This is a genomic window from Marinomonas gallaica (genome assembly GCF_049821165.1).
GTDB classification, from domain to species: Bacteria; Pseudomonadota; Gammaproteobacteria; order Pseudomonadales; family Marinomonadaceae; genus Marinomonas; species Marinomonas gallaica.
Window position 1 is genome coordinate 1,317,773 of sequence record NZ_CP187511.1, and the last position, 12,292, is coordinate 1,330,064.

Sequence of the window (12,292 nt, forward strand, 5' to 3'; positions counted from 1 at the left end):
TGAGATAAGCACGTAGCAAACGTTAGAAAATCAGATGGGCGACACCCGCAATGATTGGCAAGGTGATGACAGTGCGCATAATAAAGATAAAGAACATCTCAATAAGGTTGACTGGAATTTTACTGCCAAGAATCAGCGCCCCGATTTCGGACAAATAGATCAGCTGGGTAATTGACACCGCAGCGATGATAAAGCGTGTCATCTCGCTTTCGATGGAGGCCGCCATGATCGAAGGAATAAACATATCAGCAAAACCCACCACTAAGGTTTCTGAGGCTTTGACGGCTTCTGGCACGGCCAGTAATTCTAGCAGTGGTACAAAAGGCTGACCAAGGATACTGAAGAGGCTGGTGTTTTCAGCGACGACTAAAGCAAGTGTTCCGATGGCCATCACTACGGGCAATACACAGAACACCATCTCAGCAGCATTTTTCGCGCCGTCCGCTAACACGGCTTTTGCACCACGGCTGCTTTCCGCTCGCTGAATGGCTTGTTTGATCCCCAGAGAGAACAACTCTTTCAGTGGCTTGCTAGACAATTCACAAGGCTCTGCGGTGGTGCCATTATGATATTGATTGGTTTTCCAGCGTAAAGGTGGCAAACGGGGAATAATTAGGGCTGCCACAAAACCTGCCAGTGAAACGGCAAAGTAAAACGGAATGAATAAATGCTCCAATTCCACTTGTGCAATCACAACAAGCGCAAAACTGATTGATACCGCTGAAAATGTAGTCGCAATTACGGCCGCTTCACGTTGGGTGTATAGGTTCTTTTCATATTGTTGGCTGGTCAACATGACGCCAACGGTGCCGTCTCCGAGCCACGACGTAGTACAGTCGATAGAGGAGCGTCCGGGTAAATTAAACAATGGCCGCATGATCTTACTCATCAGACTACCGGTTAACTCTAACAATCCGAAATCTAATAAAAGTGGCAGCAGTAACCCAGCGAATAAAAATACAGACAGTAGTGTTGGCATGAGTTCTTGTAGTACTAAACCGCCAGTATATTCGTGCCAAATCATGGCCGGCCCAACGGCATTCAGTGTCATGATGGCAAACACTGCACCTAAAATACGCAGCAACAACCAAGGGTAGCTGGTCAAAAATAGGGTCGTTAGAAGGGGCTTATTGTGTAGTGGTTTATACAGCGTGGTTATAAACGACAGTACAGCAGTAATGCATATCAGTATTGTGACAATCAACGGGGCTTCATTGCCTAATAGCGCTTTAAATTCCCCTGCGAGCACAGCTATTGGGATGGTGACGCCATCTTTGTAGGCGACAGGCGTCATAAATAAAAGTAGGCCTAAAATAGACGGCACTATAAATTTCCAAAGACTGCGTCGGCTCGTTTGCGCCCCTTGATCGATGGAATGAGCTTGGTTAGGCATGAATCTTGTCCTTTTCCTTAAATGTCATTTTTCTTATTTGTCGCGCTATACTAGCTTTTCGAACCTTGATGGCAATTTGGTTGCCAATATGTAGGACTGATTTCGTTAGTTTTGGTCGCATTTACGAAATAGAGAAAGTAGGGGTGTCGACTTGATGAACGTATTTCTCTGAAAGGTTGGTATACATAAAGCAATGCCACAGAGCCTACTTGCTCTATGGCATTGGTAAATGAAACAGTATGTGCAGCTATTCGATGGTGAACTTAGCTTTCGTACACCCACGGTGAAGACTGCATAAAATTGATAATTTGCTCACGAAACCAACGATGAGCGGGATCTTTATCATAGCGTTCATGCCAACAAATCTGCACCGGGTGACGACCGTTATAAGGGTCAGCGGCCACGGCATCAGCCGGTAAAGGTAACACTTTTATTGACGTATAATTTTGTCGACAGGAAGAGATGTTGCTAAACAATTCCCCCAGTTGTGCCGAGCCAATCAAAGCCATGCCACGTTTTACCGCTTCTATGGTAACTGCAATACTGTCGGTCTCAATTTTCGGTTCAATCACATAGCCGAGCTGCTCCAGCTTTTCAATCGTAACGCTGGTGGTCGCGCTTTGGAAATTATGGATATTGAAGACCACTGTTTTGTGAGCGAGCAGTTCTTTGAGGGTGACTTCGTCTTGGAAGTAAAGCGGATGCGCTTCACTTAAAATAACGCAGGCGTCCATACTGCCGATCATTTTACTGCGAATATTATTGGGCGTAGATTCGGCGTTAACGATACCTAGGTCAACGCCATTCATTAGGTCATCGTAGCCATTGTCACTCCAGCTGCTGCTGGTTAGGCGAATATTAGGCGCTTGATAATGCAACAACGCCAGCAGAGGCTCGATAAATGTCAGCAGTAATTCTTCATCTGCTTTGATACTAAAGCGGCGCTTTAACGTACTTTGGTCGAAATGGCTTGGCTGAAGTAAATTCGACATAGAGCCAAGAATCGGCGTTATTTGCTCATGTAATTCGTAGGCACGTGACGTAGGGCTCAGGCCATAAGCTTGGCGTGTAAAAAGTGGGTCTTTAAAGAGATCACGTAGGCGCTGCAATGATTTGCTCAGGGCCGGTTGAGTGACCCCTAAACGTTCCGCTGCACGCGAAACGCTGCATTCTTCCAATATGATTTCAAAAGACACCAGCAGTTTGATGTCGAGTTTCAGTAAATCATCTATTTGCATAGTTCTATCCATTTTACCTCGACCCAAATTGGGTCGAGGTATTTGTGCGCGATTTATGAGTCAAAATCGCTCATTTTACGATACTTCACACGGTGCAAAATGACATAAAAGACAGGTACGGCAATCAAAGTCAGAATCGTCGCAAAGCCTAAGCCAAACGCAATAACAACTGCCATACCTTCGAAAAATGCATCGTACAACAGCGGCACCATACCAAGGATTGTGGTAATGGCTGCCATGCACACTGGGCGTACACGACTGACCGCTGATTTGAAGATCGCTTCGTAGGTTTCCGTTCCTTGTGCGAGCTCGTAGTTGATTTGGTCTGCCAAAACGATACCGTTTTTCACAATCATGCCGGATAAACTTAGGAAGCCAAGCAAGGCCATGAAGCTAAATGCAGCATTCATTATCAGCAGTCCAGAAGACACACCGATAAGGGCTAACGGTACGCAAAACCAAATGACTAATGGCACGCGCACAGAATTAAATAACAATATAGTAATGATAAACATGAATAGGTAGCCCATGGGAAGCGAAGTAAAGATGTTTGCTTGAGCATCCGTACTACTTTCATATTCTCCCCCCCATTCCATGCTATATCCGGGTGGAAGTGCGATGTTTTCGACACTTTCACGGATACGGCTGAACACCGCCATTGCCGTTTCATCGCCTAAAATTAAAGGGTCTGCTTTTACGGTAATCGTACGTTTACGGTCTCGGCGCTCAATGATTGGGTTTTCCCAAACGGTTTCAAAGCCATCGACTAAGTTTGAAACAGAAATGTATGCACCACTGGCTGGGCTATAGATTTGTAAATCACGAACTTGATCAATCGACACGCGCTCATTCTCAGGCACGGTCTGAATGATGGGCAATAAGTCTGTGCCATCGCGATAGGTGCCGATTTTAGAACCTGTGAAGTTCGTCAGCAAGACTTCGTCCAAATCACTCTTATTGATGCCTAAGCGACGTGCTTGCGCATCGTTAAAAATTGGGCGTAGAACTTTAACGGGTTGGCGCCAGTCGTCTTTGATGTTCTCTAAGCCCCCGTCAGCACGATAGATAGCTTGTACTTTCTGGCTGAGTTGGCGTAACACTTGCGGATCGGGACCGCTAAAGCGCGCTTCGATTTTAGCACCGGTCGATGGCCCCAATTGGAGGCGCTGCAACTTAAATTCCACGTCTGGATATTTCTCAGACATCATCTGATAAATTTCTTCCATCAAGGGTGGAATATCGTCACTGGTTTTAGTTCGGACAATAAACTGGGCATAGCTGGTATCGGTTTGTTTGGCTTCATACGTCAGCATAAAGCGCAGTGCACCTTGGCCGGTCGTGCTGGTCACAAATTCGATACGATCATCACCCAACAGCTCTTGTTCAATCTCATTCACCTTGTCATAGGTGGCATTGATATGTGTGCCTTCTGGCATATTAATATCAAGGTAGAACATCGGTGTGGTAGACGGCGGAAAGAACGCCTGTTTCACAAACTGGAAAGCCCAACCAGACACCACTAAAGCGCCCACTAAACTGATGACCGTCATCCAACGGAAATGCATGGCTTTATCAAGTAACCATTTGTACCAAACAAATAGAAAGCCTTTGTATGGGTCTTGTTCTTCTTCGGAGCTGTCGCTTTGTTTGCTTTCTTTAAAAAATAAGTCACAGAAGAAGGGCGTCAATGTAATCGCTGTAACCCAGCTAAGCATTAGGGATATCAGCAATACAAAGAATAAAGAGCCGACAAATTCACCCACAGAGTCTGGAGACAAGCCAATGGGCGCAAAGGCGGTGACGGCAATGACGGTTGCACCCAATAATGGCCATTTGGTTTGTTTTACGACACTAGAGGCGGCTTCGAATTTACTTTGACCACGATGTAGGCCAATCAATATGCCTTCCGTTACTACGATGGCGTTATCAACCAGCATGCCTAAGGCAATGATTAACCCCCCGAGGGAGATACGTTGCAAGTTGATATCGAAGTAATCCATGACAATAAAGGTGCCAAGGATTGTCAACAGTAGGATCAAGCCGATCAAAATACCTGAGCGAACGCCCATGAAGACCAGTAATACCAAAATAACAATGCCGACTGCGGCCGCTAAGTTTGATAAAAAGTTGGTAACAGAGTTGGCGACTTCTTTGGATTGAAAGTAAACCGTATCCATGTTGATGCCGACAGGCTGTTGATACTGGATCTCTGTTAAGCGATTTTCAATGCGTTCACCAACGTCCACAACATTGACGTTATTAGCGAATGAAATGCCCAAAAGTAGGGAGCTGGCTCCGTTAAAATTCACCAAATGTGTTTGCGGATCTTGGTATTCGCGTTTGACGGATGCCACGTCACTTAAACGAATTAGGTTGCCGTCACCAGGGGTACCAATAGTGAGGTTTTCTAATTCTGAAATATCATTGAATTCGCCCGTCGGACTAATGCGGATGTAATCCGAGCCTACCTGTACTTTACCTGCGTTTGAGACGACATTCTGGTTAGTCAGTAAGCTTTGTAATTGAGTAGGGGAGACGCCCATAGTCGCGAGTTTAGAGCGAGAAATTTCAATGGTCACTTGCTCAGCCTGCTCTGCAGCAACTTCTACTTTGGCGACACCATCGACTAATACAAGTTCACGTTTTACATAGTCAACGTAGTTCTCAAGGTCTTTGTAAGGGTAGCCTTCACCGTGAACGGCGAGCATGATGCCATACACGTCACCGAAGTCATCGACTACGATCGGTGATGAAACACCGGCTGGGAATTGCCCCTGCATGTCACGGATTTTCTTACGCAACTCGTCCCAGATTTGCTTTAACTCTTGGGCACGGTAAGTGTCCTTGATCGTCACTTGTACCTTCGAGTAGCCGTCTTTTGAGGTAGAACGTATCTCGTCTACATAGGATAGGTTCTGTAGTTGCAGCTCGATCGGGTAGGTCACTTCTTCTTCGACCTGTTCAGGGCTGGCGCCCGGATATTGCGTAATCACCAAGGCATCTTTAATGGTGAATTCTGGATCTTCCAATTGCCCAAGATTCGTGAAAGCCATGGCACCGCCGATGAGTAGAATCAGCGTGACTAGCCAACTTGAGACTTTTCGTTCAATAAAATAGCCGGCAATATTCAATTTAGATTCCTCCCTCTCGTGTCCAAGGGCGAACTTTAAGATCAGGCGTTAGGTCGTGCACACCGGCCGCAACGACTTGCTCTCCAGGTTTTAAACCATCGGTAATTTCAATACTGTTATTGGTCATGTTGCCCAACTGAACAGCGCGCGGAGTGACAGTGCCTTGCTTGGTGTCATAAATCCAAACAATACTTTCACTGTCACCATTGTCTTTGAGTCGGCGCATTACCGCTTCAATGGGTACAGTTATGTGTGTTGGCTTACCACTGATTTGACTGATGTCTAAATCAACCGTGGCGGTCATACCTGGCAATAAGTTAATGCCTGTGTGTTCGGTATCGAGCAATGAGATCGTTGCATCGTAGGATTTAGTCGTCACATCAGGCGTGGTGCGGTGTTCTTTGTAAACACCTTCAAAAACTTCGCTAGGCACCGCATCGATAGTGACCTTAGGATGATACTGTAAGGCGACTTTTTGGATATTGGCCACCAGTCGTTCAGGAATCTGGAATTCGACATCCATTTGCTCGATATTCTGAATGTGTAGAATGGTCTGAGTAGCGCCGACATATTCATAGTTATCAATGCTTAACGAGGCGATGACTCCGTCATAAGGCGCTTTTAGAACGCTGTAGCTTAGCTGGTTTTTGGCGCTTTCAAGCGCATTTTCGGTTTGATCTAGCGTGGCTTTTGCTTCGTCAAATTGGGCCTGAGTTGTCGCGTTACTCGAAAGCATGGTTTTGATACGGTCAAATTGCGCTTTGGCGAGCTTGTAATTGGCTTCTGATAGCTCAACTTGAAGCTCATAATCGGTTGGGTCTAATGACGCTAACAGCTGACCACGCTTGACACGCTGGCCTTCTTTAACATCTAACTTGGTGACTTGCCCCCCGACACGAAACGCTAGATTGGCTTCATCACTGGCTTTCAACTCCGCTGGGAAGTGACGAATACTGATCATATTAGTTGCATCGACGGTGAAGAGTTTCACTGGACGAATGATGGTTTCTTTCGTATCAGTTGCTTCTTCTGATGAACAGCCTGAGAGTACGGCTGTTGCGGCAATGGCGATGATAAGTGGCTTTAAACCCTTAAATGGATGAACCATGAATCCTCCATGAGAATGGATATTAGAAAAAAGAATAACTCAATTCTATATCTAACCAGCGCAGTTATAAATTTACAGTTTGCTATGGTAGATATGCTTTAATGTGATATCTCGGTGTTTCTGATAGTGAATGTGATTATACTTGTAGGAGGAAGGTGGAAGTATTGAAAGCACTTCTTGACTGTGTTCTAAACGATTGGTTGTTTTTCATGAACGACTCTAAAACGTCCAGCGCCCTTGGCTTGGTACAGCTTCTTATCGGCTTCAGATAAGGCTTGCTCGAGTGTTTCATGCATGTCTAGACTTACGAGACCAAAGCTACAGGTAATAGGCGAGTCTAACCCCTCCATTTTAACCTTTAATGGCATTTTCTCGCACAGCGTTTGCATTTTGTATCGTACATGAGAATAGGGCTGGTCGATAAAAATAAACAAGAACTCCTCACCGCCCCAACGACAGCAAGTCCCCATGTCATCGAGTTGTTTACTGCAGTAGTCGGCTATTTTCTGTAAGGCTTCGTCTCCTTTTAGATGACCCAAAGAGTCATTAATGCGCTTGAAGTGATCAATATCTCCCAGTGCAAGACTAATGTATTGATGTTTTTTGACGGCGGCATGCAGTATTTCATAGCCTCTGCGTCGGTTCACCAAGCCAGTTAACTCATCGTTATAGGCTCGCTGTTCCATATGCTGAAAGTTATGCATAAAGATCATGCGAACCATTATGGCTGTTAAAATAAATGGCAAACTGGCACTGACTAAATTAAATAAATAGACCCCGTTGTAGATTGACCGATAGGCTTCTTTCTCTAAAGGGGCAAATAGATTGAGTAATAGTAGTGGGGCAATAATTAAGCTCAAACACCAAAATGAGCTTTTTTGATGGGCAGCAGGTAAGACACACATAAGCAATACTGCAGGCCACAGATATAACTGGAAACCAGCCGCTAACCCCATGGTCAAGGTGGTGACTGTTGCGTGAGTCGAGATCTCGATGGCAATTAAAAAGACGCTTATGCGATGTCGGCCTTTTATTGTACAAACAATAGATACGCACCATACTATAACGCTAATGATATTCAGTATTGCTAACCAATTAATATCGATCAGAATAAACAGTAAAATGAAGCATAAATGAGCGATTAAACCGTTAATATTAATAAGCTGTAACGTCGAAGACTCATTATCTACAAGCCGTTGACTGTTGTTGTACAAGTCTTTAAATGCCTTTGTAATAATAAATAAATCAGCCATAGATCCATTCTTTCAAGGAAGGTTAAGCTTTACTTAACTAAGTATAGACCTTAGCAGTTTGCTGACAGAATCACTGTGGCAGAATTGAATAGAATGGCATGACTTATGTGCGATTGTGTAAAGATAGATACAGCAACAGATACACAGCAGACAGTAATCTTAAAATTATAGCGTTTTAAATATGAGGCGATCATGACAAGAGTGGATAGACGGTCTTTCTATGGGGTTTGGTTAGTGCTGCTAACGTTAGCAGGGTGCAGCTCCGCACCGACGTCGAACAGCAGAATCAACGCATCGTCTACAGAAGCGATGTCTATCTTTGTTGAAGAAGATGTTGCTTATTTGTCAGGGGTATTGACCGGTACATTACCCAGCCAGCTAAAGTCTGCGTTAAGTGAACACCCTAATGTGACGGATTTAGTCTTGGTTGATGTGCCTGGCTCAACGGATCAAGCTGCGACGATGGAAGCCGCTAGGTTCATTCGTCATCTAGGGTTAAATACACATATCGCCCAGACTGGCTATGTGTTGTCCGGCGGGGTCGATCTATTTCTGGGCGGTGTACAACGAACCATCGGTGCGGGCGCCGGTGTCGGCGTACATTCGTGGCGTGATACTCAGAATTGGGGCGATGAAATTGATTTATCCGACCCGGTGCATGCGAGTTATGTTAACTTTTACCTTGAAATGGGTGTGCCGGAACGTTTTTATTGGTTTACGCTGGACGCCGCGCCAGCCGAGCGGATTTACTACTTATCACCGGAAGAAATCTACGATTATCGTTTATTAACCGATTAAACTGAGTAACTTAGCAGAGGAGTGAGGATGGAGCAGATAGAGCTATTTTATATCGAAAGCCCGTGTCGCGGAATCTGCCAAAGTAGCTCTAAAGGGTACTGTAAAGGGTGCCTGCGCAGTCGTGAAGAACGCTTTCATTGGCATGAATTCAATGATGTGCAAAAGCGGCAGGTTATTCAATTATGTCGTAGTCGTTGGCAGCGGATTATTAAGGCTAAGCAAGAGCGCTTAAACAGTATGAATGATAAAGACTTGCCTTATGGCATGGAGGGCGAAGACATACAAGACCTCTTCGCCACCCCTGTTAGCCCACAGAACTAACCAAAAATCGCTTCTAAAGCTTCCGACAAACGTTCCACACCGATAACTGTCATACCCTCGATTGGTTTTTTGGGACAGTTTGATTTAGGCACAATGGCCCGTTTAAAACCGTGCTTAGCCGCCTCGCTAATACGCTCTTGCCCGGATGGAACAGGACGAATCTCTCCCGACAATCCGACCTCGCCAAGCACGACCAAATCATGTGGTAGTACCTGATCTCGAAAGCTGGACACGACAGCGGCGATTGCCGCTAGGTCGGCAGAGGTCTCCAGTACTTTGACACCGCCAACAACGTTTAAATACACATCTTGATCGGCCGTCATTAAACCACCGTGTTTATGCAGTACCGCCAACAACATCGATAAGCGATTGTGGTCGAAACCTACTGTCACACGTCGAGGATTACCTAATGCAGAGTCATCGACTAAGGCTTGCAATTCGACCAGAAGGGGGCGTGTGCCTTCCCAAACCACCATCACTAAGCTGCCAGCAGCCGGATGGTTGGAGCGGTTTAAGAAAATCGAACTTGGGTTTTTTACTTCCCGTAAGCCGTTTTCTAACATGGCGAAAACCCCCAGCTCATTGACGGCACCAAAACGGTTCTTCATGCCGCGTAATGTACGAAAGCGGGAGTCTTCGGTACCCTCTAATAACACTGAGCAGTCCACCATATGCTCCAGTACTTTTGGTCCCGCTAAAGTGCCGTCCTTGGTAACGTGGCCCACCAGCAAGACACAGGTTTGCGTTTGTTTGGCGAAACGGGTTAAAACCGCCGCACTTTCACGAACTTGAGAAACACTACCAGGGGCCGATTCGATACCGTCTAGATGCATGACTTGAATGGAGTCAATCACCATGACTCTTGGTTTCACTTGATCAGCGACGGACAGAATGCCTTCGACGTTGGTTTCAGACAGCATTTTTAGGTTTTTAGTGGGCAGTCCTAAACGCTGGGCGCGCATGGCTACCTGTTGTAAGGATTCTTCACCGGTGACGTACATGGCGCTTTGTTGTTGCGCTAACCAACACATAGTTTGCAGTAGCAGGGTACTTTTACCTGCACCAGGGTGACCACCAATTAACACGACCCCACCGGGGACTAAACCGCCGCCCAGTACACGATCAAATTCACTAGCACCAGAGCTAAAGCGCGGCACATCGCCAAGGTCAACTTCGGATAGGTCTTGGATACCTGTTGTGGCACCGGCGTAGCCTTTGCGTCCAGAATCTTGACCCGCGGCGATGCGGGCAGGGGTTTTGCTGGCACTGACTTTGAATTCTTGCAGGCTGTTCCAGGCACCGCAGGCTTGGCATTGTCCTTGCCATTTAGAATAGTCCGCACCACATTCATTGCAGACAAACGCGGTTTTCGCTTTGGCCATGTTTGTTTTCCTATCCATAAAAACGGCCGTGAATTGCTTCAACGGCCGTTTGAAAGTTCACTTAATAGCTAGCATATTATCATACTGTGCTAGGTGTATTGGTTTTCCATTCGATGTTGTATAGGTCTAGACGACGGTCTTTTAAGTTATTCACTGAGCCTTCGCTGCGAACCAGTTTTAGCTTGTCTAAGTCCAAATCTGAGAACATCAGCATTTCAGTGTTTGGCGTCGTCTCTGCCATCACGGCATCGTGCGGGAATGAGAAATCTGATGGCGAGAACACCGCGGCTTGAGAATACTGCACGTCTAAGTTTTCTACTTGAGGCAAGTTGCCACAGCTACCACAGATGACAACATAACACTCGTTTTCAATGGCGCGCGCTTGAGCACAGCTACGTACGCGTAAGTAGCCATTTTTGGTATCTGTCCAGAACGGTACAAACAGAATGTCCATATCTTGCGAAGCAAGGTGACGTGCCAACTCTGGGAACTCGACATCATAGCAAATCAAGATGCCGATACGGCCTGCATCCGTGTCAAAGGTACGGACTTCGTAACCACCTTCAATAACCCAGTCACGGCGCTCATGCGGCGTAATATGAATCTTTCGTTGCTCTTCAATGGTACCGTCACGACGGCATAAGTAACTGATGTTGTACATAATATCGTCTTCCACCAATGGCATAGAGCCAGTGATGACGTTGATATTATAACTGATGGCTAACTGAGACATTTCGCTGACAAAGCGTTCTGTGAAAGACGCTAAGAAACGAATGGCTTCCATTTGGTTGGTTTGGTCTGGCGCCAAGCCCATTAATGGCGCGTTGAAGAACTCAGGGAATAGGGCAAAGTCGCTTTTGTAGCTCGACAAGGCATCAATGAAATACTCAACCTGTTTAAGTAGCTCTTCGACACTTTCGACTTCACGCATTTGCCACTGTACTGCACCGATACGTACCTGAGTTTTGCGATACTCCAGCACGGTGTTTTTTTCTGGCTCGTAGAAGATGTTTTTCCACTCAAGCAAGGTGGCGTAGCCGCGAGACTTTTCGTCTTCAGGAAGATATTTGGTTAATAGGCGTGTGACTTGGAAGTCGTTGGAAAGTTGGAACGTCAAAATAGGGTCGTAGATTTTGCGTTTGTCCACGGCTTCTAAATATTCCGCTGGCGTCATTTCATCCGAATGTTGGTAATAATTCGGAATACGTCCACCGGCAAGAATGGCAATTAAGTTTTCTTGGCGGCACAGCTCTTTACGCGCTTCGTATAAGCGGCGACCTAATCGGTATCCACGGTAGTCTGGGTCGATCAAAACGTCTAAGCCATACAACGCATCGCCTTCATTATCATGATGAATACGCTCGCGCTGATCGACTAAGTCATCATAAGTATGTGGGTTACTAAAGCGCTGATAATTTACTTTTACGGATAGAGCCATGCCCACAATTTTATCGTGGTCAACGAGACAAATCTGACCATCCGGTAAGTCCTTGATAAGCTTACTAATAGTATGCATTGGCCATGAGCCACCAATATCATGGTAGACACGATCCATGAGTGCTTTGACTTGAGGGTAATCGTCCAAGGTTAAGTTGCGGATCTTCAAATGTAGATCTTCTAGCATACAGTCTCCAAAATAGGTTCTATCGATACTACGACTATAACGAC

9 protein-coding genes are annotated in these 12,292 nt (G+C 45.8%); 2 read left to right on the forward strand and 7 right to left on the reverse strand.

Going from position 1 to position 12,292, the window contains the following annotated elements:
- Window positions 1-22: 22 nt before the first annotated feature.
- From ACPUEK_RS06105 to ACPUEK_RS06125, 5 genes are all read right to left on the reverse strand, one after another.
- A complete protein-coding gene (locus ACPUEK_RS06105; protein ID WP_425642667.1) occupies window positions 23-1,393 on the reverse strand; it encodes a YjiH family protein in 1,371 nt (456 codons plus the stop codon).
- Window positions 1,394-1,656: 263 nt separating this feature from the next.
- Window positions 1,657-2,631, reverse strand: a complete 975-nt coding sequence (locus ACPUEK_RS06110) for a LysR family transcriptional regulator (protein WP_425642668.1) — start codon at window positions 2,629-2,631, stop codon at window positions 1,657-1,659.
- 53 nt (window positions 2,632-2,684) lie between these two features.
- Window positions 2,685-5,762: an efflux RND transporter permease subunit gene (locus ACPUEK_RS06115; protein WP_425642669.1), complete on the reverse strand. Its 3,078-nt coding sequence runs from the start codon at window positions 5,760-5,762 to the stop codon at window positions 2,685-2,687.
- 1 nt (window position 5,763) lies between these two features.
- Complete coding sequence (locus ACPUEK_RS06120; protein WP_067217062.1) at window positions 5,764-6,870, reverse strand: efflux RND transporter periplasmic adaptor subunit; 1,107 nt, start codon at window positions 6,868-6,870, stop codon at window positions 5,764-5,766.
- Between the two features lie 188 nt (window positions 6,871-7,058).
- Window positions 7,059-8,123 (reverse strand): GGDEF domain-containing protein, encoded by a 1,065-nt coding sequence (locus tag ACPUEK_RS06125; RefSeq protein WP_425642670.1) that lies wholly within the window; start codon window positions 8,121-8,123, stop codon window positions 7,059-7,061.
- 192 nt (window positions 8,124-8,315) lie between these two features.
- On the opposite strand from ACPUEK_RS06125, the gene ACPUEK_RS06130 reads away from it, so the two are divergent.
- Together ACPUEK_RS06130 and ACPUEK_RS06135 are read left to right on the forward strand one after the other, a co-directional pair.
- On the forward strand, window positions 8,316-8,921 hold the full coding sequence (locus tag ACPUEK_RS06130; RefSeq protein ID WP_425642671.1) for an alpha/beta hydrolase: 606 nt from the start codon (window positions 8,316-8,318) through the stop codon (window positions 8,919-8,921).
- Between the two features lie 27 nt (window positions 8,922-8,948).
- The gene (locus ACPUEK_RS06135) at window positions 8,949-9,242 is read left to right on the forward strand and encodes a DUF1289 domain-containing protein (RefSeq protein WP_067217068.1); all 294 of its coding nucleotides are present in this window, start codon (window positions 8,949-8,951) and stop codon (window positions 9,240-9,242) included.
- On the opposite strand, the gene radA is transcribed toward ACPUEK_RS06135, so the two are convergent.
- Both radA and ACPUEK_RS06145 read right to left on the reverse strand, forming a co-directional pair.
- Window positions 9,239-10,624 carry a DNA repair protein RadA gene (radA, locus tag ACPUEK_RS06140; protein WP_067031270.1) on the reverse strand — a complete coding sequence of 462 codons (1,386 nt, stop codon included), beginning with the start codon at window positions 10,622-10,624 and terminating at the stop codon, window positions 9,239-9,241. The genes ACPUEK_RS06135 and radA overlap by 4 nt on opposite strands.
- A gap of 79 nt (window positions 10,625-10,703) precedes the next feature.
- Window positions 10,704-12,248, reverse strand: a complete 1,545-nt coding sequence (locus tag ACPUEK_RS06145; RefSeq protein WP_067031267.1) for a carbon-nitrogen hydrolase family protein — start codon at window positions 12,246-12,248, stop codon at window positions 10,704-10,706.
- Window positions 12,249-12,292: the final 44 nt, after the last annotated feature.